Annotated in this window: 16 protein-coding genes and 1 tRNA gene; 11 read left to right on the top strand and 6 right to left on the bottom strand. The window is 62.6% G+C overall.

Going from position 1 to position 25809, the window contains the following annotated elements; all coding sequences use genetic code 11:
- The first annotated feature begins 180 nt into the window (after positions 1-180).
- The 6 genes from NP503_RS17300 to NP503_RS17275 all read left to right on the top strand — a co-directional run bounded on the left by NP503_RS17300 (position 181) and on the right by NP503_RS17275 (position 16181).
- Entirely contained in the window at positions 181-12543 is a 12363-nt protein-coding gene (locus NP503_RS17300; RefSeq protein WP_206523937.1) for a hypothetical protein, read from the top strand.
- 194 nt (positions 12544-12737) lie between these two features.
- The gene (locus tag NP503_RS17295; RefSeq protein ID WP_127267580.1) at positions 12738-13238 is read left to right on the top strand and encodes a phage tail protein; all 501 of its coding nucleotides are present in this window, start codon (positions 12738-12740) and stop codon (positions 13236-13238) included.
- A gap of 12 nt (positions 13239-13250) precedes the next feature.
- Entirely contained in the window at positions 13251-13757 is a 507-nt protein-coding gene (locus NP503_RS17290) for a phage tail protein (RefSeq protein ID WP_127267581.1), read from the top strand.
- Positions 13758-13767: 10 nt separating this feature from the next.
- A complete protein-coding gene (locus NP503_RS17285; protein WP_127267582.1) occupies positions 13768-14292 on the top strand; it encodes a phage tail protein in 525 nt (174 codons plus the stop codon).
- A gap of 29 nt (positions 14293-14321) precedes the next feature.
- A complete protein-coding gene (locus tag NP503_RS17280) occupies positions 14322-15632 on the top strand; it encodes a hypothetical protein (protein ID WP_127267583.1) in 1311 nt (436 codons plus the stop codon).
- Between the two features lie 18 nt (positions 15633-15650).
- Positions 15651-16181, top strand: a complete 531-nt coding sequence (locus NP503_RS17275; protein WP_256754981.1) for a GNAT family N-acetyltransferase — start codon at positions 15651-15653, stop codon at positions 16179-16181.
- Between the two features lie 299 nt (positions 16182-16480).
- On the opposite strand, the gene NP503_RS17270 is transcribed toward NP503_RS17275, so the two are convergent.
- On the bottom strand, positions 16481-17059 hold the full coding sequence (locus NP503_RS17270) for a hypothetical protein (protein ID WP_236382967.1): 579 nt from the start codon (positions 17057-17059) through the stop codon (positions 16481-16483).
- Positions 17060-17116: 57 nt separating this feature from the next.
- Between NP503_RS17270 and NP503_RS17265 the strand changes: the two genes are divergently transcribed.
- The gene (locus tag NP503_RS17265; protein WP_127267585.1) at positions 17117-17905 is read left to right on the top strand and encodes a SapC family protein; all 789 of its coding nucleotides are present in this window, start codon (positions 17117-17119) and stop codon (positions 17903-17905) included.
- A gap of 47 nt (positions 17906-17952) precedes the next feature.
- On the opposite strand, the gene NP503_RS17260 is transcribed toward NP503_RS17265, so the two are convergent.
- The 5 genes from NP503_RS17260 to NP503_RS17240 all read right to left on the bottom strand — a co-directional run bounded on the left by NP503_RS17260 (position 17953) and on the right by NP503_RS17240 (position 22749).
- On the bottom strand, positions 17953-18300 hold the full coding sequence (locus NP503_RS17260; RefSeq protein WP_127267586.1) for a hypothetical protein: 348 nt from the start codon (positions 18298-18300) through the stop codon (positions 17953-17955).
- Positions 18301-18342: 42 nt separating this feature from the next.
- Positions 18343-18939, bottom strand: a complete 597-nt coding sequence (locus tag NP503_RS17255) for a hypothetical protein (protein ID WP_127267587.1) — start codon at positions 18937-18939, stop codon at positions 18343-18345.
- A 27-nt stretch (positions 18940-18966) separates the two neighbouring features.
- The gene (locus NP503_RS17250) at positions 18967-20298 is read right to left on the bottom strand and encodes a hypothetical protein (protein ID WP_127267588.1); all 1332 of its coding nucleotides are present in this window, start codon (positions 20296-20298) and stop codon (positions 18967-18969) included.
- A gap of 136 nt (positions 20299-20434) precedes the next feature.
- Positions 20435-22312 (bottom strand): adenylate/guanylate cyclase domain-containing protein, encoded by a 1878-nt coding sequence (locus NP503_RS17245; protein ID WP_127267589.1) that lies wholly within the window; start codon positions 22310-22312, stop codon positions 20435-20437.
- 362 nt (positions 22313-22674) lie between these two features.
- Positions 22675-22749, bottom strand: a tRNA-Gly gene (locus NP503_RS17240).
- A gap of 244 nt (positions 22750-22993) precedes the next feature.
- On the opposite strand from NP503_RS17240, the gene NP503_RS17235 reads away from it, so the two are divergent.
- The 4 genes from NP503_RS17235 (at position 22994) to NP503_RS17220 (ending at position 25761) form a co-directional block, all read left to right on the top strand.
- Complete coding sequence (locus NP503_RS17235) at positions 22994-23491, top strand: prolyl-tRNA synthetase associated domain-containing protein (protein WP_127271756.1); 498 nt, start codon at positions 22994-22996, stop codon at positions 23489-23491.
- 84 nt (positions 23492-23575) lie between these two features.
- On the top strand, positions 23576-24577 hold the full coding sequence (gene trxA / locus NP503_RS17230; RefSeq protein WP_127271857.1) for a thioredoxin: 1002 nt from the start codon (positions 23576-23578) through the stop codon (positions 24575-24577).
- Positions 24578-24678: 101 nt separating this feature from the next.
- Positions 24679-25350, top strand: a complete 672-nt coding sequence (locus NP503_RS17225; RefSeq protein WP_127267296.1) for an LON peptidase substrate-binding domain-containing protein — start codon at positions 24679-24681, stop codon at positions 25348-25350.
- Between the two features lie 171 nt (positions 25351-25521).
- Entirely contained in the window at positions 25522-25761 is a 240-nt protein-coding gene (locus tag NP503_RS17220) for a Trm112 family protein (RefSeq protein ID WP_127267295.1), read from the top strand.
- Positions 25762-25809 lie beyond the last annotated feature (48 nt).

Genomic DNA, 25809 nt, shown 5'->3' with positions numbered 1-25809 from the left:
GACTGTTCCGAAAGCCGAGCCGGAGGCAAGCAAGCCGGCGAAATTACTGTGGCCTTTCAGACACAGCGAGCAATTTTGCAGGAAAGCTCTAGAAATCGGATCGGCCAGGACTCGCTATACAATAGAATTCGAGTAAGAATCTACACGGGGCGCGTGTAGTCCCCGAAGGACTCGCCAGGGATGGGAACTACCGAGACTTCTCGGCAAGTTGGTGAGATAGCGGCGCGTGGGGAGGATTTCCACATTCGCGCTGGCTATCGCCGTTCGCAAATCGCCAGGCATCTTTGGAAGACGACGGCGCTGACGACGCTGGCGCTCGGTCTTTCCAGTCTGACGGCCCATGCCGATCCGAACGGCCTGTGGCAGCCGCAGATCCGCGCCATCATCGGCGCCGACAACAATGGCGGCAACGGCGCGCTCGAAGGTTTCATCCCGCTCAAGCAGACGGCCGAATCCGTGCTGTTCCTGGATGTCCGGGCCAAGCATGATTTCAAGGATGGTTCCGGCCAGGATGTCGGCCTCGGCATTCGCCGCATCGTCAACCCGGACCTGATGATCGGCGGCTACGCCTATCTCAACCTCGAGAACTACAACTCCACCCAGTTCACCGCCGCCACGCTGGGCGCCGAGGCGATCACGCCACATTTCGATGCGCATGTGAACGTCTATCTGCCGATCAAGGGCGATTCGACGGATCACTCGACCAGTTCGACCCTGTCGATGGTCAGCAACCAGCTGATCGAGCAGATCTCGGTCCTTGACCACCGCGACTACGCCGCGTGGGGCATCGAGGGCGAGATCGGTGCGCAGGTGCCGGTCGCCCTGCCCGACAAGCATTCGCTGCGGCTCGACATCGGCGGCTATCACTTCGAGGATCCGCATGGCGACGACGGCAGCGTCACAGGCGCCAAGGCCGGGTTCGAGTATACGATCGGCGATGTCTTCGGCAGCAACACGGAACTGGTCTTCGCCGGCGAGGTCCGCAACGACAATCGCGACGACACCCAGTTCGCCGGCAGCGTGCGGCTGAACATCCCGTTCAATCCCGGCAGCGGCTCGGACAATGCGGCCAATGGGGCCGACAACGGGCCGGAGCCGGTCTATCCGGTCAGCGAAGGCCTGCGCAAGCGCGTCAACGAACGCGTGCGTGGCGATATCGGGGTCCGCGTCCAGTCGCAGACGCTGACCGGCGGCTCGACGACGCGTGTCGCGATCAACGCCGCCACCAATGCCGCCTTCGGCAAGTTCTATTTCGCCGATGGCGGCCTCGCCGGCGCCGGCACGCTGGCCGACCCGACGACTCTGGACGACGCCGTGACCAAGTCGGGTGCGAACGGCTTTGTCGTCGCGCTTGGCGGCAACGGCAATCTGACGACCGGCGGCGTGACGCTTGCCAATGGACAGACCGTCATCGGCGGCGGCGAAAGCGTCACCGCCAGGCTTTTCGGCGGCGGCACCAGCACCTTCAACCTGGGCGGCAGCGACGGCACGATCCAGGGCACCAACGTCGCCAACCCGGTCATCACGCTGGGCAACGGCAACACGCTCAACGGCATCACCATCACCGGCGGCGCCGACGGCATTTTCGGCAACAACATCACCGGCGCGACGCTGACCAATGTGACGGTCACCGGTGCGGGCGGCAACGGCGCCGACTTCACCGGCAGCTCGACCGGCATCACCGGCTCCAATTTCACCGCCACCGGCAACGGCCTCGATGGCTTGCACATCGAAGGCGACGGCACCTACAATTTCACCGGCACGACGCTGCTGCAGGGCAATCTCGACGACGGTCTCGATATCAGCGGCAAGGGCACCTACACCTTCGCCACCATCAATGCGCAGGACAATACTGACCGCGGCATCACCGTGCAGGGCACGTCGACCGGCGGGACGTTCACCACCACCGGCGGCACAATATCGGGCAATGGCGGCACCGCCGTCTTCATCGATCCGATCACCGCTCATGTGGTGCTGGACTCGATCAGCCAGAGCGGCGGCACGTCGGGCGTCGTGCTCGAGAATGTCGCGGGCAGCTTCACCGTCAACGGTGCGACGACGATCTCCGACACGACCGGACCGGCGATCGCCATTTCGGATTCGCCGGCGGCGATCCGCTTCGGCGACATCAGCATCACCAATCCCGGCGCCGACGGCATCTCGTTTGCCGGCGTCAATGCGGCGGTGGTCACCGGCAACATCGTCATTTCCGGACTGGGTGTCGGCACCGGCGTCGATTTCTCCGGCAGCAAAACCAATTTCACCGCGCAGTCGCTCAACATCACCGGTACCGGTGCCGCCGGTTCGATCGGCATCGACCTGACCTCGCCGAGCGTCGGCGGCGCGGTGATCACCATCACCGCTGGTGGCGTCATCGCCAATGTCGATACCGGCGTGCGGCTGGGCATTGCCGGAACGCCGGGGGCCACGGCCAACGCCGAGTTTACCTTCGGCGGCGGTTCCAGCTCCATCTCCGGCATCACCGCCTCGCTCGATGCGCGCGGGCTCAATGAGGGCAGCGGCCACTACGCCTTCGGCACGACGCAGTTTACCGGCCCGCAACTCTACGATCTGCGCAATTACATCTTCGTCGCGGCCGGGGCTTCGGGCGGCGGCACGTCCATCACCGACCTCGCCTCGATCGATTATGCCGACAGCATTACCGCCAGCGACGCCATCATTGTCCTGGTCAACCGCGGGACGATCGACGACGCCACCGGCTTCTCGCTGAGCGACGGGCAGGAACTGGCGTCGTTCGGCAACGGCCGCGCGTTCTCGCTCGGCGGGGTGCCGTTGAATGTCACCGGCACCAACGTCCATCATGACGAATCCATCTCGGATTCCGCGGGCGCGGCAACGCTGACCAGTTCCGGCGCCGGCGATGTCGTGACGCTGGGCAACGGCAACACATTGCTCGATTTCAATATTTCCGGGGGCGCCGCCGCCGGCATCCACGGCCTGGGCACAAATGGCCTGACCGTCCAGGGCGTGACGGTCAGCAATGTCGCAACCGGCCTCTTCCTCGATGGAGTGGCCGGTACGGTCTCGGTCGACGACCTGACCGTCCAGACCGCATCTGAAACCGGCATCGTGCTTGTCGGTTCGAGCGCGACCGTCAATTTCACCGGCAACACCAAGATCACCAACGCCACCAGTGCGGCGCTGTCCGCCAACAATTTCGACGGCATCGCCACCTTCGACGATCTCGACATCACCGGCGGCGGCGTAGGCATAGGCATCGTCGGCAGCTCCAGCGGAACCTTGACCTTCGGGGTCGGGAGTTCCATCGCCAACACGAGCAGCAACGCCTTCTCCATCAGCAACTCGACGCCCAACGTCACCTACAACGGCACCATCAACCAGACCGCTGCTACCAGCGCGGTGGGGATCTCCGGCATGAGCGGCGGCAGCGCCACGTTCGGTGGAGCGATCACCGCCAGCACCGCCACCGCCTTTGCGATCAACCTGAGCGGCAACACCGGCGGCACAATCAAGTTCACCGGCGGGCTGGATCTGACCACGACCACCGGCACCGGCTTCAGCGCCACCGGGGGCGGCACGATCACAGTCGCGGCCGCAGGCACGGAGCAGATCACCACCGGCACCGGCCACGCGATCAATCTCGACGGCGTCACCATCGGCACCGGCGGCATGGCGTTCGACAGCATCACGACAGGTGTTGCGCAAGCCACGGCGCTCAACTTCAATGCCGTTTCGGGCGGCCCGTTCCTGGGTGGCAATGTCACCATCGGCGGCACCGGTGGCGGCATCAACGGCCTTGCAATCAACGCTTCGTCATCGACCTTCACCATCACCAATCTGGTGACGACCAATGTCGCGGGCACCGATGTCAGCCTGACCAACAACACCGGCTCGATCGCGATCCTCGGTGGCGCCATCGCCAATTCGGGCACTGGCGACGGTGTCGTCGTTTCCGGTGGCAGCGCGACAATCGGTGTGGCGGCCAACATCTCCAGCTCGGCAACCGTGCCAGGCATAGCGGTCAAGGTCGACGGCACCACTGGCGGCTCGGTGACCTTCAGCGGCAGCGTCACCTCGACCGGCACCGGCAATCTTTTCGCGATCGGCTCGACGCTGCCCCCGGTCGGCGGCGCGATCAGCTTCATCGGCTCGACGCTGTCTGCGACGGGCGGCGGTGGCGCCGTCGTCACCGGCCTTGCCGGAACCGCGACGCTGAACGTCACAGCTCCGCTGTCGATCACCGGCGCCACTGCCACCGGCCTGGCCGTCGCCAATGTCGCCAGCACCGCATCGGCGACCTTCGGGGCGGTGACCGTGTCGGGTGCCACGGGCAATGGCATCGACATCACCAACAATGCCGGCGCCGTCACCTTCGGCACCACCAGCGTGACGATGGGTTCGACCGTCGGTCCAGCCGGCATCAACTTCGCCCTGACCAATGCCGATGTCACATTTGGAACAACCAATGTGACGATGGGCTCCGGCGCCAACCAGACCGGCATCGACTTCAGCGGTTCATCGACCACGGCCGATTTCGGCGTGACAACGATCACCGGCACCGGCGACCTCACCTCGCGCGGCATCGACCTGTCATCGACGACGGGCAACAAGACCATCACCTTTCTGCAGGGCTCCAGCATTTCCAATGCTGGTGTCGGCGTCGAACTGTCGTCGGGCGGCACGACGGCGACGTCGGCCAACGCCAACTTCACCTTCGGCGACGGCGACGCGACTGTGCTGCAATCCTCGATCACAGCGGCCAGTGGCGGCTACACGGTCAACACGATCGGGCTCGATCCGACGCTCGGCAATTATGATTTCGATGATGTCGCCTTCACCGGCAGCGCCAATCTGGCCAGCGCGGTCGGCGGGGTCGTCATGATTTCCCAGGACGGTGGCGTGATCGCTGCCGGCACCAACGGGCTCAGCGCCGCGGTGACCACGGTCACGGCCGCTCAGGCCGATGCCATGACCGGCACACTGACCTTCGCCTTTGTCGGCACGGTCGATCTGAGCGCCACGCCGTTCACGCTCGATTCGGGCCAGTCGATCACCGGCTTCGGCAACGGCAGTTCGATCATCACCTCCGGCACCATCCAGCCGATCAATGTCCAGGGCAATCTCGGCGCCACCGGCGGCAACGTCACCGGCAATGAGGGCGTGGTCAAGAGCACGGGCGGCGATACGTTGCAGCTGCTCGGCAGCAACCAGGTGCGCGACACCGCGTTCGACTTCACCGGCGGCAGCGGTTCGGTCTTCACCATCGACCAGAATGCCGGCGGCTTCAGCAATGTCGGCGGCATCGTTATCCAGGGCGTCACGGTCAGCAATGTCGCCACCGGCCAGACGGCGTTCAAGGTCGCCGGCCTCGACACCAATTTGTCGATCACGGACAACAACGTCAACGTCGCCGGCACGCTGCTCGACGTCGATGGCGGCGCCGGCAACATCACGGTCACGCGCGGCACCTTGCCCAACAGCGGACCGGCGGGCACGCTGACCGGCGGCGGCATCTCGATCGCCAACCGCACCGGCGGCACGATCAACTTCACCGACAAGGTCACAGTCAACGGCAATGGTGCCTCGCTTACCAACAACGCTGGCTCTACGGTCACCTTCGCCGATCTGGACATCACCACATCGGGCGCGACGGCGTTCAGCGCCAGCGGCGGCGGCACGGTCAATGTCACGACCGGCACGATCAACGCCACCAACGCGCAGGCGGTGGCGCTCGACGGCATCACGGCCGGTATCAACTTCGCCTCGACAAGTGCGACTTTCGCTTCCGGCAGCGGCATCGACCTGCAGAACCTGGCCGGCACCGCAAGCTTCGGCACCGGTACGCTGACCAACACCGGTTCGGGCACGTCGTTCAATGTCGGCTCGGGGACCGCAGCCAGCGGCGGCAACGCGACGACTTCCTATGGCGGCACGATTGCCAGCAACGGAACGGGCGCTGCGGCGTCGATCCAGAGCATGACCGGTGGCTCGGTGACGCTGTCGGGTAATCTGACCGATACCAATGCGGCCGCCGGCGGCAACATCGTCGTTGCCGGTAACGACGCAGCCGCGATCACGTTCTCGGGCGCGACCAAGCAGATCAATTCGGGCGCGACGGACGGCGTGAGCTTGGGCATCATTGGCAATTACGGCTCAGGCGCCCCGGCACTCAATACCAACAGCACGATCGACTTCACCCATGGCGGCCTTGATATATCGACAATGGCCGGGGCGGGCTTCGTCGCAATTGGCGATTTAGGCCCGGCTGGCGCAACCTCCACCATTATTACCGTCACCGGCGCGGGCAACAAGATCAATGCCGGCAGCGACGGGCTTGCTGTGTATGGTGCCAATGTCGGCAGCGCCGGCATTACCTTCGACAGCATCTCGGCGGACTCCACGATCCCCCTTCCCGGCGACCCCGGCGGTGCCGGAGTGACGCTGTTGGGCGCCAATCTCGTCGGGGATGTCAACATCGGCGGCCTGAGGGATACTGGATACACCGGCGCCTGGCTGTACGCCCTGAGTGGCACCGGAGAGGTCAATTTCACCGGGACGATCGATCTCGACGTCCAATATGCCGGGTTCAATATCGGCGGTCCCGAGGTTGGTACCGTCAACATCGCCAATGTCGCCGGATCCACCCTGACCATCGATGGCGGCCAGTTCGGCATCATACAGAGCTCGCAGGGCGGGACCGTCAACGTCGGCATCAACGGCAGCGCCAGCATCACGAACACCACCCTCTCGGCTATCAGCCTCGGCGGCGGCAATGACCTGGCCTTCACCACGCTGACCTACAAAGGTTCGATCACGGTCGGTGTGGGCGCGGTGTTAAGCGCCACGGGCGATGCGACCCGTCTGAACATGAGCGGTTCCGTCGTTTCCACCACGTCATCGACGGCCTTCGACTTCTTTGGCCATGCCGAAGGCATATACGATATTTCGAGCACCATCGATCACAGCGGTGGCGAGGGTGTCGCCATCGGCGGCTCGGCCAACGGCACGGTCACCTTCTCCGGCACGTCGAAGATATTCAACACCGGCGCCAACGATGCCATCGTCAAGGCACCGTCGTACGTGATGGACCCGCAGACCAAGGGCACTCTCGCCTTCACCAATGGCGGCCTTGTCATCACCACCAGCAGCGGCGCCGGCTTCACCGCCAGCACCTTCGGTTCGGGAACAGTCAGCGTCACCGGCGCCGGCAACACCATCACGACCACGAACGGCGGCACGGCGCTGAAGCTTGGCGACGCGACGGCGGTCGTCGCCGGGGCGAAAGGCGCGACGGTCGGCGCCGGTGGTATCAAGTTCGATACGATTTCGGTCAATGGCGCGGCGACCGGCATATCGCTCAACAATGTCAGCGGCGGCGTAATCGATCTCGGCACGGTCAACCTGCTAGGCATCACCGGTGCCAATGCGCGCGGTGTCGACATTTCCGGCACGCTCGGCTCGACGTTGAATTTCGCCAGCCTGAACATCGGGCTTGGCGCGGCGAACACCATCGGTCTCGACCTCAACGGCGCGTCGCTCGGCGCGAGCAACATCACCGCTGGCGATTTCGACGTCGACGGCGGCGGTTTTGCCGGCACGATCGGCATCGACATGGCCGACACGACCGGCACCGGCACGATCCAGCTCGGCGACACGGTCAACAACAATCCGGCGGGACAGACCTCCAAGATCGAAAATGTAGGCTATGGGGTCCAGTTCTCCAGCGCCACCAACGCCCAGCTCGTGTTCGGCGACGGCGCCGGCCCGGCCGAATCGTCGATCAAGACCACAGGCGGCCAGGTCATCCACGCCACCGACACTTTGCCGACCAACGGCGACTACAATTTCAACGACGTCAATTTCGATGGCGACATTTCGAACCTGTCCTCCTACAAGGTCTACTATGTCACGGCCGATGCCACCGCCCTTGGCGACGGCAGTCTGCTCAATCCAGGCACCTACGCCAACGCCCAGACGTCTTCGGCCAATGTCATTGTGCTGATCGACAAGACCGTCGACGGCGGCCAGGCGACGATCGACCTCGGCGCGACGTCGTTCCAACTCGATGACGGACAGGTGCTGCTCGCCTTCAAGAGCAACGACGCGGCGATCGATGTCTCCCAGCTCGGGGTCGACACCAGCGCCGGCGCGTCGCCGGCGTTCCACTTCACCACGGTGCAGAATTCGCCGATCATCGCGGCGCCGGCGGGCATCGACACGCTGCGGCCGGTCCTGCAGAGCAATAACGCCACGCAGGTCATCAATCTGGCGACATCAGGCAGCGGCATCTTCACGGGCGGTATCCAGAACCTGATCGTCAGCAATCTCGGTTCCGGTGCGGGCGTTGCCGTCAACGCGAGCGGCGCCTCCAGTTTCTTCGTCAGGAACAACACCATCGCCGCCGGCGGCAACGCGCTCGATTTCTCCACCACGGGAGCTCCGGCCAATACGCTTCTGCTTTCGATCGACGGCAACACGCTCAGCTCGACCGCGTCCGGCCTGGCTGCGTCGTTCACCGGCCAGAACATCGATGCCGACCTGAATTCAATCGCGATCAGATCGTTTGCCGGCAATACGGCGACCGGGGGCGCCGGCAGTGGCGGCATCGCCTTCAACAATGTCCGCTTCGATTCCGACGGCGCCGGCGGCACCGTCAGCGCCGGCACGCTCGGCATCGGTAACCCAGGCGCTCGCGTCCAGGGCAATGGCCTCAGTTTCACCAACACCAGCGGTACCCTTAATCTGGGCACGCTCAGCCTTGCCAACAATGGCGGCACCGGTGTCATCGCCAACACCAAAACCACCACCTTCACGCTGAACAACACCGGTGGCGTGGTCACCACCACCAACGGCGCGGCGTTCGATCTCGATCCGCTGACCGTCAACATGACGTTTGCCACCGTAAACGCCAGTGGCGGCGCGAGCGGCATCATCTTCGACGGCGTCGCTGGTACCTTCACCGTTACTGGCGCGACCGCCATCGGCAACACGACAGGCTTTGGCATCGATGCCGTCAACACCAACACCGGCACCTTCAACTTCAACACGGTGACGGTGAACAATGCCACCGTCCCCAACACAGGCGGCGGTATCCGAGTCCAGACCGGCACGCTCAACGTCACCGGCCTCGCCAACATCGACACGACCAGCGGCGTTGGTCTCTCGCAGGCCGGCGGCACAACCAGCTTCACCAACGGCTTGACCATCGACACCACCGCCGGCACCGGCATTCTCGCCACCGGCGGCACGATGGGCATCACCGCTACGGCTGCCGCCCAGACGGTGAACGCAACCGGCGGCACAGCGATCAATCTCTCCGGTGTCGCCGCCACCATCGCGCTCGATTCGACCTCGTCGGCCGGTGGCATCAACAATGTCAGCCTGACCGATGTCACGGGTATTGTTGGACTTGGAACTGGTGCGCTGAGCGGCGCAACGGGCGCGTCGTTCAATGTCGTCGGCGGCACGGCTGCCGTGAGCTATTCGGGCACGGTCAACAATTCGGGCGCATTCAGTCCGGCGCTGAATGTCCAGAGCCGGCTTGCCGGCGCCGGCCTCGTCGCCCTGAACGGCAATCTGACGGCCAGCGGGCTGGGCGTATCGCTGAACAACAATGCAGGCGGCACGGTGACGGTGTCCGGCGCCTCGAACAGCTTTACCGGCGGGGGCACCGGCATATCGATCACCGCCAACACCGGCGGCACCTACAACATCAGCGGCGCCAGCTACGCCATCGGCATGAGCAGCGGCGGGCTTGGCGTCGATATTGCCGGCAACAGCGCCCCGGTGACGGTCAATTTCAACGGCGGCGGGCTGGCGATCGTGACCTCGGCAGGCGCCGGCTTCAATGCCACGGGTTCCGGCACGATCAGCGTGACCGGCGTGGGCAACTCCATCGCCACGGGCACCGGTGTGGCGATGAACCTGAGCGGCGTCACCGTCGCGGCCACCGGCATGAATTTTTCCTCGACCAGCAACGGCGCCGGCGGCAACAGCGCCGTCGTCCTCACCAACGTGATCGGGTTGGGGACGATCAATCTCGGCGCCGGCACGCTGGTCGGCGGCAGCGCGGCAACCATCGCTGTCAGCGGCGGCACCGCCAACCTCAACTATACCGGCAATGTCAGCCAGTCGAACAATGCCACCCTGGTCAGCGTCACGGGCGGGCACAGCGGCTCGCTCAACTTCGCTACCGGTACGCTGTCGGCGACGAACGGTACCGGCCTGCAGTTCGACAATGCGGACGGCATCTACAGTTTCGTCGGCACGACGACGCTGAATGGCGGCAATGCCAGCGTCGACATCCTCAACGGCTCGGGCGGCACGTTCAATTTCGGCACCGGCACCTCGATCATCAGCCCCAGCGGCACGGCGTTCAACGTCAATGGCGGCACCGCCACCGTCACCTATGCCGGCACGATCACGCAAGCCACCGCCGGCCAGCGCATGATCGTCGTCGCCGACACCGCCGGCGGTTCGGTGAATTTCACCACTGCCGTGGCGAACGGGCTCAACGACACCGGCGGCACCGGCATTGTGATCGACGGCGCGGCGGGCAGCGTCACCGTCAGCAATGCCAGCCTGACGGGCACGGCCGGCATCACCATTCTCGGCGATTCGACCAACAATGCGACCGGCACCTACACTTTCAACAATGTCGCCATCCAGACCGACGCGGGGGCTGCGAACAATGCCTTCGTCGTCGATGGCGACCAGGGCACGCCAGGCAATGACGACGTCAGCGCGGTCGTCAACCTGAACAATGTCGACATCACCAACCCTGGCGGCAATGTCGCCAACATCCGCGGCATGGCCGGCGGCTCGGTCAATTTCGACAGCGCCAGCACGATCACTCGCAACGACGGCGGGCTGGGCATTGCCGTGCTCAGCAACGCCGGCGGCACGATCAACTTCGGCGGCGCGGTCAAGACGCTCTCGACCGGCGTCAACGCCGCCGTCATCATGACCAGCAACCCCGGCGCCGCCATCAACTTCACCAATGGCGGGCTGGTTATCAACACAACGAGCGGCGACGGCTTCAACGCGACCGGCGGCGGCACGGTGACGGTGCAGGGCACCGGCAACACGATCACCTCCGGCACAGGCACGGCGCTCAACGTCGTCAACACGAATATCGGCGCCAGCGGGCTGAATTTCCAGAGCATTTCGGCGAATGGCGGCATCAACGGCATCGTGCTCAACAATACGGGCTCGGGTGGATTGACCGTTACAGGTGTCGGCACCACCGCCGGCTCGGGCGGCACAATTCAGAACACAACCGGGCGCGGCGCCAGTTTCATCAGCGCGAGCAACATCACGCTGAAGAACATGAATTTCACCAATGCCGGCACCGACGATCTCGATGCCGACAATTCGGGGCTTTCGACTGGTGACAACCTCACGACCAACGCGGCCATCCACCTTCAAAACGTCTCTACGGCGACGCTGGACCGGATCGCCATTTCGGGCGGCGCCGAGCAAGGCATCAACGGCAATACCGTTTCGAACTTCACGCTCAGCAACAGCAGCATATCGAATGCGGGCAATGGAGCGGACGAAGATGGCATCCATTTCTACAACATGTCCGGCACCAGCGCGGTCACCAACACCACGATCACAGGCAGCGGCGACGACAACTTCCAGCTGCAGACCCAGTCCGGCACGCTCGCGCTGACGATTTCAGGCGGCAGCTCGACTGGCGCCGTGCTTGGCAGCGGGTATCTGTTCGGCATCCGTGGAACGTCGAACGCCACGATCAACTTCTCGGGTGCCAATTCGAGCAACAACTTCAGCGGTGGCATCGTCGCCGATGCATTCGACAACTCCACAATGAACCTGAACGTCATCAACAGCACTTCGAGCAGCAACAACGATCAGCTGTCCGTCAGCGCCGGGGACAACAGCGATGTGAGCCTCGTCGCCACCGGCAACACGCTGAGCAGCACGGCGGCGGGCGACTTCGTCGTGGTGAGCCTGCTCGGGTCGGCGTTCGACAACGGCTTTACTTTTGACGCTCGAATTGAAAGCAATACCATCACGGTCGCAAACGGGCTGACAGCGGATGGCATATCCGTATTCAATGCCGGCGGCGGCGCCATGCGGGTCGGAATCAAAAACAACTCCATCGACTATGCCGGTACGCAACGTGCTATCCTTGTCCAGGCCGGACAGGACGGCGCCGGCAGCATCCTGGCCCAGATAACCGGCAACGCGATTGACATCAAACTGGATGGGACCGGAGATGCGGCTGCTGGCATTCTCGTCCAGTCAGCCGTCACGGACCCGGAGGGAAATGGTGCATCCGTCGATCTGAGCATAGGCGGCGCCGGCGCGCTCGCGAACATCTTTACGCATTCGCTTGGCGGCACCATGGCGGCTGGTGACATCCGGGTACGTCAGCGCAACAACGGGACGATCAACCTTAGCGGCTATGCTGGGGGCGCCATGGATACTGCTGCCGTGATCGCTTATCTGAACGGCCGCAATACAGTTGTTTCTGCATCTACCGCGACGGCGCAAACGAGCGGATTTACCGGGCTTGCCACGCCGCCGTTCCCATGATGGCTACGTTGATGAGGTAGAAAGGCCACCATTTGGTGCGACGATCTACAACCTTGGGTACACACTGCCTTCCTGCGCCTCTTGTTATTTAAATACTGTCTATTATTTTATAATAGTACTTGGTTTGTTAGAAACCCAAGTAGACTTCTATGTCGTTCCGTGTATTCTTCTGATATCTAATGAGGGCGCGAGACATGGCCGAGCCATTTCTATCGGAAATCAGGATTATGTCCTTTGTCTTCCCGCCCAAGGGTTGGGCGCTCTGTAACGGGCAGCTTTTGCCGATCAACCAGAACCAGGCGCTATTTTCACTGCTCGGAACCACTTTCGGCGGTGACGGCCAAGTCAATTTCGCGCTGCCCGATTATAGGGGACGTATCCCGATCCACGTTGGGAGCGGTCACACACTAGGCGAGCGCGGTGGCGAGCAAAGCCATACGCTGTCGATTTCCGAAATACCGACACACGTTCACTTTGCGCAGGCAAGCACAAACACCGGTAGCAGCCAGGATGGTGCGGGGAACGTTTTGGGGGTGGTTCCGGGGCGGCTGTATAGCGATTTCGCGAACGTGACGACGCTGAGCCCGAGCACAATTACCAGTGTCGGCGGCAGTCAGGCACATCTCAACATGCAGCCGTTCCTGACGCTGAGCTTCTGCATTGCCCTGCAGGGCATTTTCCCTTCGCCGAATTAAGGAGGCGCGATCATGGCACAGCCTTATGTTGGTGAGATACGCATGTTTGCCGGCAATTTCGCGCCGGCCGGCTGGATGTTCTGCGAGGGACAGCTTCTGCCGATCTCGGAGAACGAGACACTGTTCCAGCTGATTGGCACGACCTATGGCGGCGATGGCCAGAGCACCTTCGCGCTGCCCGACCTGCGAGGCCGTGTTCCGCTCCATCAGGGCAGCGGCTTCATCCTTGCGGAGACGGGAGGCATAGAGGAAGTCAATCTGACAATTTCCCAGATTCCGTCACACAGCCATCCGATGGTCGCGTCCCTGAGCATTGGTCAAGATACCAGTCCCAGCGGGAAGGTCGTTGCACAGATTGGCGGTGGCGCCTTGCCCTACATCCAGGACACGACCGATACCGACATGGCCCAGCAGGCTGTAACAGCCGTTGGCGGCAGCCAGCCGCACAACAATTTCCAGCCGTATCTTTGCATCAGCTTTATCATTTCACTTTTCGGCATCTTTCCGTCGCCGACCTGAGAGGGACATCATGGCTGACCCGTTCGTCGCCGAAATCCGAATCTTCCCCTTTTATTTCGCGCCCAGGGGCTGGGCGTGGTGCGACGGGCAGTTGCTGCCGCTGTCGCAGAACACGGCATTGTTCTCGTTGCTGGGCACGACCTATGGCGGCAATGGCAAAAGCAATTTTGCCTTGCCCGACCTTCAGGGCCGCTTGCCGATGCACCCGGGGCAAGGACCAGGGCTTTCGCTGCACGATCTCGGCGAGACCGACGGTACGGAAACGGTAAGCCTGCTCGAATCGGAGATTCCTAACCACACCCACGCAATGCGCGACCATGACATCGACCTGGGCGAACTCAATGCGCCGTCCTCGACGCGAAGCCTGGCCAAATCCACCAACGCAACAATCTATACCCCGGCGGCCAACCTGACGCAGATGAGCCCTCAAGCGCTCCCCCCTGCCGGCGGCGACCAGCCGCACAACAACATGCAGCCCTATCTCACCTGCTATTTCTGCATCGCGCTGCAGGGCGTCTTCCCGCCAAGAAGCTGAATTCCGAACCGAAAGGGCAGGACCGTACGATGGCCAAGAACGCAGAACCGAAGTCGAAGGTCCCCGCAGCGAAGACGCCGGCGCCGAAAGCGGCTTCCAGGGCCCGCCCGGCGCCGTCCAGCCCTCCACCCATTTTCCAGCACAAGCCGGCCGGCACGTCGTTTTTCGAACTGTCGCGGCTGATGGTGGTGGGGATCGATTCCGCCAAGGGGCAGTTGATCCAGAAGGCGCAGCTTTCGCCGAACGGGCCATGGCCCTCGGCCTGGTCGTTCATCGCGCCCGGCGCCTGGGTGATCATGACGGCGGGCCTCACCAAGGACGGCCGTGTCGCCGTGGTCGCGCAGCCATCGGGAACCACCAATCTGTCCTTCATCACCGAAGACGCCAACCAGATCGGCCCGGTCGAGAAATGGACCGCGCCGATGAGCATCGGCACGCCGCCCGGCGCCACCTCCTATCAGAAGCTTTCGATGGCGCGCGATGCCGATGGCCGCATCGAGGTCTTCGTCACCGACAATCAGGGCCGCATCTGGTGGATCTACCAGAATCCGGACCAGATCGTGCAGGTGCAGAAAACCATCACGCCGCCCGGCACGACGACACCGATCGTCGTCACCGTCGACGTGCTGACGCCGCCGGCCAAACCGTGGAGCGACTGGATCCAGATCCCCGGCGGCCTGGTGACGGTTTCGGCGATACGCCAGGGTGACGGCCGCATCGCGCTGTTCGGCATCAATTCGAACCTGCATCTCTATCGCTGCCAGCAGGCGAAGGCGCAGGCCTTGAAGGCCGCCGACTGGACGGGTTGGGTGCAGATCGACACGACCCAGACAGGTGGCTTCATCGAGATGGCGCCGGTCATCGGCCCGCTGGGCGCCACCAATTTGTTCGCCCTGACCCAGAACGGCCAGGTGCTGCACACGCGCCAGATGCCCGCCGGATCGGATACGTGGACGCAGTGGGCGACACCCGGCTACTCCAGGGCGCCCAACCAGGCGCTTGCCGCCGGCATCCAGGGCGACGGCGATATCGTGCTGGTCGCGGCCGACCAGCAGCACTTCCTCCAATTCAACGCGCAATGGGATGCCTATACCCAGAACTGGTCGGGATGGCGCGATTTCGGCGCATCCCTTCGCTCGACGCGCCTGACGCTCAACTACAATGCCGACGGCCGGCTCGCTTTGTTCAGCCTGGCGCTCATGCCGGACGGCACCAACGGGCTGTGGACGATCAACCAGATGGGCGTCGACAGTTCCGAATGGGAGTATAACTGGACGTCGCTGACCGACAATAATCTCAAGCAGATCGTCGTCGTGCGCGACCTGACGCCGCCGGTCTGACGGTTGATTTCCGGCAGCGTGGCGGAAGGCAAGCAGGCCCGTCCGGTCTGGCCCCGGTCTGACACGGCCGGGCTCCGCTTTCGTGCGGCAGTGGAGGCGGACTTGCCGTTCCTGTCGCGGCTCTATGCCTCGACCCGCTTCGAAGAACTCGCGGTGACGTCGTGGAGCGAGGCGCAGAAGGCCGAATTCCTCGGCATGCAGTTCCAGGCCCAGCACGCGCATTACCGAAAACACTATCCCGAGGCCGATTGGCTGGTGGTGGAACGCGATAGCGACGACATCGGCCGCCTCTATATCGAGCGCTGGCCAACCCAGCACCGCATCATCGACATCGCCTTCCTGCCGCATCATCGCCGCAAGGGTTACGGCACCGCGCTGCTCTGCGACCTCATCGACGAGGCATGGTTAGCCGGCAAATCAGCGTCGATCCATGTCGAGAAGCACAATCCGGCGAGACGGCTTTATGTCGCGCTCGGCTTCGCGGTCGTCGAGGACAAGGGCGTTTATGACCTGATGGCGTGTGCGCCGCCGGGGGGCGACGATCTATGATCGTCGGAACCGATTTGTTGGCAGATGCGATCATTGTCTATGGTCATCGTTTGCGCTGCCCCTCACCTGCCTGCCGGCATCCTCTCCCCGTATAGTGACGGGGAGAGGGACGCTTTCATCGCGGATTTCGCCAATCTCCAGCGTTGCAAGAAAGGCGCCGGCGTCGCAGCCAGCCACTCTCGCCCCGTTTACGGGGAGAGATGTCCGGCAGGACAGTGAGGGGCGGCGCCGGCGGCAAGGATTGTCGCATCAGGCCCTGTCACGATGCGATAGGCCTGCGTGCAGCCCAAAACAGGGTCCTAATTGAACACCGCCTCGTACAGCCGCCCCGTCGCATCGGCGGCGACCGGCACGATGAAGATCTCGTGGCTGCCGCTTTCCCCCGTGAAAAGATAGGTCGCCTGCGGCAGTGCGATGTCGCGCGGGCCTTTGAACAGCAGCGAGAAGCCGCCGCCCGGGCGCGGGCTGGCGGCGATGGGCTTGACCGCGCTGAGTTCGAGCGGGATCTGCCGGCCGCCGGCTTCGATGGTGAAGGTTTGTCCCTGCTCGAAATCCGACACCGACGCCATTCCGTTTCCCTCAATCTGTCCGCCGGAGCGGTTCAGCGTTCGGATCGCTGATCCGATCCGGCTTTTGTTTCTTCGCAATCGCCAGGGGAAAACCGCTCCACACTTTTCCTGGATTTGCTCCAGCGGAGGCACTGTCGCCGCTTCGCCGCAAGCTGTCCAGAGGCGGGCAGGCTGGCGGTCGTGTTCCCAAGGCAATCGGCCGCCGCAATCCCAAAATACAGCACCGCCTGTCCTTTTATGCGCGCAAGAGACGCTGTAGTACTTTGTTCCTGCGCGGGATTCCTTTCGACCCAAGATCAGCGCAAACAAGCATAGATCCCGGCTTCGGGACCATTGGCAGCCTGATGGGCGTGCGGGAGACGGATGATGGCTGATGCAAAGACGGAAGTGACGGGCGACGCGATGCCGCTGTTCTATTCGAGGCCCGAGGCGCTCAACCCGGCGCGGCACGGCTCGCTGGGCCTGACCGCGCGCAGCGATTTCGGCTTCGCCCGCTCGGCGCACGCCATTCCGGTGGTGGCGTCGGAAATGCCGGCGGCGATGCGCTCCTACCCAATCGTCTTCATCGGCCCGGGCAAGGCGCCGGTGATCATCACCGGCGTGCGTCAGAACGAGAACCTGTTCGTCGGTGCCGAAGGCAAATGGACCGCGCCGCACTACATCCCCGCCTATGTCCGCCGCTATCCCTTCATCCTTGCCGAAGACCCGACATCGGCCGGCCGGCTGACGCTGTGCGTCGAACGGGCCAGCGACCGCATCGTCGACCAGTTGCTGGCGCCGTCCCGCGATGACAAGATCCTGCCGTTCTTCACCGGCAACGAGCCAACCGAAGCGACCAAACAGGCGCTCGCCTTCTGCAATCAGTTCCAGATCGACTTCCGAGCCACCCGCGAGATGGTCGAAAAGATCGATGCGCACGGCCTGTTTTCGCCACGCCAGAGCAAGGTGACGCTGGAAGGCGGCGAGGTGCTCAACCTCACCGATTTCCAGGTGATCGACGAGCCGGCCTTCAACAAATTGAGCGACGAGGCGTTTCTCGACCTGCGCAAATCAGGCGCGCTCGGCCTGCTCTATTGCCATCTCGCCTCGACCAACAGCTGGACCTCGCTGGTGCATCAGGCGTCGCTGCGGAAGGCGGGGCGGCCAGCGAGCTGATTTCACCCTGGCACGCACCAGATTGATCGTGACAACAGCGCAAGTGATTAACTTGAGGACACAGTGATAGTTCCGTCTTCAGGGCCGCTTACGATGGTCTCCTCGAAGTAATTATTTGTGATCCGAACATAGTATTCTCCAGTCAGAGCGCCGGATTCCGCTTTAAGCTTAAAGTTAATTGTTGTTGTGTCTTCGATGTTAGTGTCGTTGTCGTTGATCAATAAACATGAGGCTATGTCTGAAGTGTCAGCATAAATAAAGTCGATTACCAAGTACTCTGTGTCGTTAAACCAGCCACGGTCCGGGGAGACCGTCACGCTCACAGTAATCGGCTCTCCGGCTCTTACAGCATTCCCTTCAGGTGTATCGACGCGCACTATATCTACTCTTGCCATGATCCATCTCCCTTTGGCATTCTCAAATGACAATCGGGAACGCTAGTCGAGATCGCCGCGCCCGTTGCGGTTCATTGCGCCACCGGACCGCCCCATCGCACCGCCAGACCTGCCCATGGCGCCGCCCGATCGCCCCATGGCACCACCAGATCTCCCCATTGCTCCACCCGACCGACCAAACGAATGCGGGTCCAGCTCTGCACCCAACAGAACATCTTCGAGCGTTCCCGTGTCGAGCTCCAGCCGCATTGTCAGGTCACTCTTGTCGTACACCCAGACCTGCATTCCGCGGGCAAATGAGCCTATCTGCGATGAAAGTCCGGTATAGGCAGGGTCGCTTGGACCGCGGCTCATGACCTTCAGATCGGTGTCCGCCGGAGCTGGATAATCAACCGCGGTGCCAGGCCCATGAACAAGAAGTATGGTCGGTCTGGCCAGCTCGTAGAACTGCGCCTCGAAGGTGAATGCATAGATCCTTGCCAGCAGGCTGCCGGAGGCGTCGATCTGGTTCTGCAGGAATCTGTTATTGCCAGGTCTTGGAGGCCGTCCCCCATCGATCCTCTTCTTCAGCTTCAAATCTTCAAGAACTCTACCGAACAAGTGTATGGCCGAGGTATTTAAAATGGTTTCAGTTATCATGGATCACCCCATCCTCTGCAATGTCGATCAAAGCTCGGCGCCACTTCTGGACATCCAATATTTCTCGAAATAGCTCATATCCGGGAGACGCACCTGATCCCGTGGACGAGCGGTTCGACCCTCATGAACATGGCTCTTTCGGTCTGGCTTCGTCAGGCGAGGCCCGGCACGGTAGCGAAAAATCCCTCTTCGGTCGAAATCCCGGAAGATGATGCTTGATAGTTCTCCTCCGGTCACACGGTCGTCGACCGCGAGCATCGTTCTCGCCATGTCACGATAGTCCAGGAAATCCGGGGCGAGAGCCCACAGCGTCTCGGCGAGATAGGTACCCACGATATCGCGCGCGTCGAGCAGCGCTTCGACGAAACCGTCTGGATTGCGCGTGAAATCGCGGTCAAAGACTTTCTGGAGCGGCGCCTCGGCGGTTGGGTAGATCTCGGCGAGGTCGGCAAGATCTTCGGCCTCCGGCGAAATCAGTCCTCGATCCACCAAGCTCTCGTGAAAGACATCGACCAGAATGTCGAAGACGGCACCCGTTAGAGGTTGCGACAAGGCATGCTCGTCGGTCCAGCCGTCCGCGAAATCGGCCATCGTCAGCTTGTTGTTGGCCTCGCGTATCTGGCGGTGCGGTGAAAATTCCGAAAAGCGAGAGAGTTGATTGGCGATGTAGAGGTTCCCGCGCGTCACCGTCAGAACGTTTTCGATCACGGATGGAAAATGCATGGCCGCGATCAACGAAACGCAGTCGGAAAAGGCCTCCTGAAAGCCCAGATATTCGGGGAACTCAGCTCCCGGCTTGGGTATGCCGAGGACGCTGTAGACGAACGCATGGCCAACCTCATGCGCGATAATATCGAAGTCGAGGCTGAAGGGGAGCGCGCGTCCGTCTTTCGTGAATTGGCTGCCGAGCTCGAGGAAGCCATAGCCGTATTGAGCGTTGTCCCAATCCGGCAGGATCGAGATTTCCAGACGGTCGTGGTGATCGTGGAAATGCCAGACGAGCGGTTGGCCGATGTAACGCTCCCAAACGTCGAGCGTGAAGCGCACGCATCCGAACGCGTGCGCTGCTTCGAAGCCGGGCGTCGAGGGCTGATAGTGATCGAAGTTGCCTTCCTCGTCGGGAATGGCCGGATCGAGGATAGCTCGCGTCCAGGGCGGCAGGGAGATGAAGGGCGTGCCCAACGGACCGTGGTTGACGCCATAGGGCCGCATCTTGTCGGCCGGCTCGACGACATACATACGATCGTCGGATGGGCCAGGTCCGACACTGCCTCGCGGGGAAGAAACCGTAATGATCTCGGGACTTGACGTAGGGTCTTCGAACGGAGGCTGAACGAACAACCTGAACCGGGTACCCATTCCCCACCTCTCGGTTATATTAGTTACGTAACATAATATCCGCGGGATGGCGAGGGCGTTGGTTTTTCGGGTAAATCTTCCTGAAGGCCGATTCTTGATTATCGGCGACAATTTGACTCAAGAACAATGCGTATCGCTACTGCAGCAGCTGGAGCAACTTCTGGTAGCGAGGATGACTGCGAACAGAGGCGAAATCGGAATCGTTCTTGAACCAGAGTCTCATCTCGGCGCCAGCCTGCGGCAGCCACGCTTCCAAAAGGTCGATCGAACGTTCGAACTCCCCCAGCAACGCATAGGTACAAGCTGCGTTGTATTGGACGTTGATATCGTTAGGGTCGATCGCCAGAGACCGGTCAAGCCACTTGGCCGCCCTATCGCGTTCACCAAGGAAGGCCAGCACGATAGCCCCTAGGCAGGCACAATTGGCGTTCTCGGGATGCAAACGGAGTTCCTCTTCAGCTCTCTCCAATGCGATTCGTGCATAAAGCTCCGCATCGTTCTGTTGGCCGAGAGTCCGAAAGACGTTCACCAGCATGACCGGTGCGCCGTAGTCGGACGGTTTGATTTCCATCGCGCGCATGAAGTACGTGGCGGCGAACTCGAACTGGCCGCCGGTTACGCAAAACTCGGCATAGTAACGATTGGCCTCGTGGCAATTGGCGTCGAGCGTAAGAGCCTGTTCGAACGCCGCCGCGGCCTCGGAACGGCGATCGGCGAGGGACAGGGCAAAGCCCCTGGCTGAATGCGCTTCGGCCAAATTCGCGTCCAGGGCCAGGGCCTTGTCCGCGGTCGCGAGAATGTCGTCCACATGGATCGGTGAGCCGTAGTTCGACTGAAGGCGTACGTCGCAGACCGCCAGACCTGCATAGGCACGGGCATATCCCGGATCGAGCTCAATGGCCCTGATATAGCTTTGTCTGGCCATCAGGTGGTTGGCTCTGGTCGCGATGTGGCTGTAATCGCGCCCTCGAAGGTAATGCGTATAGGCTTCCACATTGTCCGTCGGCGCCTGCTCGATAGCTTTCCTCTCCTCAGGCAGGAGCTTGACCCTGAGCTGCGCCACGACCGCTTTGGCGATTTCGTCCTGCACGGCGAAGATGTCGGTGAGGTCGCGGTCGTAGCGGGCAGCCCAAACGTGTCCGTCCGTGGCGCCCTCGATCAACTCGGCATTGATCCTGACCCGGTTTCCCGCCTTGCGGACGCTGCCCTCGACAATGTAGCCGACGCCAAGCTCCCTGGCGATGCGTTCCATCTTGTCGGTCCTGCCCTTGAACGCGAAGACTGTATTGCGGCTGAGCACGAACAGGCCGGAGACGTTCGAGAGGTCGGTTATGATGTCTTCAGTGATGCCATCGCTGAAATACTGCTGGTCGGGATCAGCGCTAAGATTGGCGAATGGCAGGATCGCCACCGACGGCTTGTCGGACCGCACCAGCGTCTGGACGGTTCTGGCCGCAACATGCGTCTCGACATAAGACACGCCCTGGTCCCAGTTGGCGAAGTAGACATGCACCTGCTGGGCAATGTTCTTGACGGTCCTGGTGCCCTGATCGGCGAAGTCGACGCCCAGCTTGTTGCCGACCGCATGGCGCACCGCTTCCGAGCAGGCAATGCCGCCGGGCATCGCGAGGCCCTGCAGCCGCACCGCAAGATTGACACCGTCGCCCTGGAAATCATCGCCGTCGACGATGATGTCGCCAAGGTTGATGCCCATGCGAAACTTGAAATGCCGGTCCTCGGGAATGCCGGCATTCCGCTCGGGCATGCCGCGCTGGATCTCGACCGCGCAGCGCGCCGCATTGATTACGCTGCCGAACTCGACCAGAAAGCCGTCACCCATCACCTTGAAGATGCGCCCGCCGTGCTTGGTGACGGTCGGATCGAAGAACTCCCGTCGATGCTGCCGAAGGAGATTGAGCGTGTGCTCTTCGTCGACCTCCATAAGACGGCTATAGCCGACCACATCCGCGGCCAGGATCGCCGCCAGCCGACGCTCAACATGCTCCTCGGACATGTCGTCTCCTGAAATCGCAGACAATTGTTCCGCCTGAGTTAGTTCTAGCTGATTTACCTGCTCGGCGCCAACGCCGCTGGAGGTCGCTCGCGCCCGATTCGCGGTCTCGGCCGTCAGGGTCGCGAAATGGAAGCGAAAGCCGTTGGCCGATTATCCATGGCATATCGATCGCCCGCGACGCAAATTCCGGAGCCGCCTCGCTCTACCCGCGGACAACCTGTTGAGGCTCAACACCCAGGTCGGATGGGCAGCCCTACGTTCCCGGCTTCGGCTGGAAACGTCGTCCCCCCGCTCCCCGGCGCCAGATAGCAAAAAGGCCCGGTTACCCGGGCCCTTTATGCTTTTCAAATCTAAAGAAGATTTGGAGCGGGTGAAGCGATTCGAACGCTCGACCCCAACCTTGGCAAGGTTGTGCTCTACCCCTGAGCTACACCCGCTCGCACGGCGCTTGGCCGCAAGCCGGGCCTATATGGCTGAAGAGCGCGGCGATTGCAACAGGGAAATCGCAGGCTTTTTGCGACACGATGCGCGGGGCCGGCAAGCCGCCGGCGGGCGCGTGAGTGGCGGGCGGCGGGGCGCCAGCGCGAAGGGCGGTGCCGCTCACCATGATGTCGCATGACGGTCTTGTGTCGGCTGCCCCATTGGCCGTAAACGGCTGGCTTGAGAAACGGGACGAAACCGATGCCGAAGACCGAAGCCGATTTGATGGCCTTTCTTGCCGAACTCGGCATTGCCACGTCGACGAAGCGCCACCCGCCGCTCTATACCGTCGCCGATTCGCAGGCGCTGCGCGGCGAAATCGCCGGCGGGCACACGAAAAACCTGTTCCTGAAGGACAAGAAGGACAATTTCTTCCTGGTCACCGTCGGCGAGGACGCGGTCGTCGACCTGAAGCAGATCCACCAGGTGATCGGCGCCGCCAGCCGGGTTTCCTTCGGCAAGCCGGAGATGCTGATGGAGCTGCTCGGCGTCACACCGGGCGCCGTCACGGTCTTTGGCGTCATCAACGACACGGCAAACAGGGTCAAGCTCGTGCTCGACAAGGATTTGATGGAGCATGCGGTCATCAATGGGCATCCGCTGACCAATGAGGCGACGACATCGATCGCGGCGCGCGACCTGATCAGATTCGTCGAGGCAACCGGGCACGATGCTGCTATCTTGAAAGTCTCCGTGTGATCGCCACATGGATGGCTTGAGTCAGATGGTCTGAAGCATAGGGCGCCTGGCCGCCGGCCGGCGGCGCCACGGAAGGGTAGAGAGATGAGCGACAACAATCCGTTCGGCGGCTCCTTTGGCGGCAATGGCGGCCAGTACACCACCTCGGTGCAGTATGGTGGAGCCGCGCCGGCGCCGGCGAAAGTCGCGCTTGGCGATGCGCCCGCCGCTCCCGCCGACGTGATCAAGGACACGACGACGGCTGCCTTTGCCGCCGATGTCATCAAGGAATCGCGCCGGCAGCCGGTGCTGGTCGATTTCTGGGCGCCCTGGTGCGGGCCTTGCAAGCAGTTGACGCCGCAGTTGGAGAAGGCGGTCAAGGCCGCCGGCGGCAGGGTCAAGCTGGTGAAGATGAACATCGACGACCATCCCTCGATCGCCGGCCAGCTCGGCATCCAGTCTATCCCGGCGGTCATCGCCTTCAAGGACGGCCAGCCGGTCGATGGCTTCATGGGCGCCATCCCGGAGAGCCAGATCAACGAATTCATCACCAAGGTCGGCGGCAAGGACAATGGCGCGCCGCCAGTGGCTGAAGCCCTGGCCGCAGCCGTTGAGGCGCGCGCCGCCGGCGACATGCAGACCGCGGCCGACATTTATGACGCCATCCTGGCGCAGGCGCCGGAGACGATCGAGGCGATCGCCGGACTGGGCGAACTGTTGTTCGACGCCGGCGACACGGAAGGCGCCGAGGCGCTTTTGGCAACAGCCCCGGAGGCCAAGAAGGATGCGCCGCCGCTGGCAGCCCTGCGCGCCAGGATGGCGGTTGCGGCGCAGGCGGCGGCTCTCGGCAATCCAGCCGAGTTCGAGCGCCGGCTGGCGGAAAATCCCGGAGATCACCAGGCGCGCTTCGATCTGGCCATGATCCAAAACGCCAACGGCGACCGTACGGCCGCGGCCGACAATCTGCTGGCCATCATCAAGGCCGACCGGGCCTGGAACGAGGATGGCGCGAGGACGCAATTGCTGCAGCTGTTCGAGGCCTGGGGCATGACCGACGAGGCGACGCTGGCGGCGCGCCGCAAATTGTCGGCGCTGCTGTTCTCCTGAGCCGGCTGCCGGTTGTTTTGCCGCACGGGCTTGGCGTCGGCGACGACTGCGCCAGATTAGCTGGTATGACGCGCTTCTGGTGAAGCGATCGGAGGAATATGGTGCAAGCGGGAAACGCGCATTACCGGCTCGCCAAGGATTTGCCGTCGACGATCCCGATCTTTCCGCTCGAGGGTGCGCTTTTGCTGCCGGGAGGTCGCATGCCGCTCAACATCTTCGAGCCGCGCTATCTGCAGATGGTGGACGAGGCGATCGCCGGCCCGCGGCTCATCGGCGTCATCCAGCCCAGTCTCGACGGCGCCTTGCGCGGCGATGGCGAGCCGGAGCTCTGCAATGTCGGTTGCGCCGGCCGCATCATCGCCTTCTCCGAAAGCGGCGACGGCCGCTACCTGATTTCGCTGCAGGGCGTGTGCCGGTTCCGCATCGCCCACGAATTGACGGTCAAGACGCCGTTTCGCCAGTGCAAGCCCGCGCCTTTCCTTGCCGATCTCGACGAGGATCAGGCGGACAACGAGATCGACCGGCCATCGCTGCTCAAGGCGTTTCGCGCCTATCTGCAGGCCAACGATCTGGAGGCCGACTGGGAAAGCGTCAGCCGCGCCGAAAATGCCATGCTGGTCAATGCGCTGTCGATGATGGCGCCCTACGGGCCGGCCGAGAAACAGGCGCTGCTCGAAGCAGCCGACCTGAAGACCCGGGCGGAGACGCTGATCGCCATCACCGAAATGGCACTGGCGCGCGAGAATGAGGATTTTGGCTCGAGTTTGCAGTAAGAGTGTCGATATCCAGGTGAGACCGGCCTGCAAATGGTGGCTTCCTGCGCTTCCGGTGCTTGCGTACGAAAAGTACGCTCCGCTCCGGTTCTCGGTATCAGCCATTTTCGACTGGGCCTGACCTGAATCTCGGCACATCTTAGGCCCGCAACTGGCTGGGAGGAGAATCTTATGGCGGCGGATGGACGTGACGGGAGGAAGGTCGACCCCAAGCTGCTGGAACTCTTGGCCTGCCCGCTGACCAAGGGGCCGCTGGCCTGGGATCCAGAGCGCGGCGAACTGATTTCCAGGGTCGCCAAGATTGCCTATCCGGTGCGTGACGGCATCCCGATCATGCTGCCCTCCGAGGCGCGGACGCTTTCGGTGGAGGATGTGCTGGCCCCGCTGCCGCGCTTGGGTGGGTCGGGCTGAGGGGCACGCTGCTTATACCCGCCAATTTGCCGAAGGCTGGCGGGACAG

It is taken from the genome of Mesorhizobium sp. SEMIA396 (assembly GCF_024518615.1).
Classification (GTDB): domain Bacteria; phylum Pseudomonadota; class Alphaproteobacteria; order Rhizobiales; family Rhizobiaceae; genus Mesorhizobium.
Note: the sequence above shows the minus strand (reverse complement) of the source record. Positions and strands in the feature narration are given on the sequence as shown.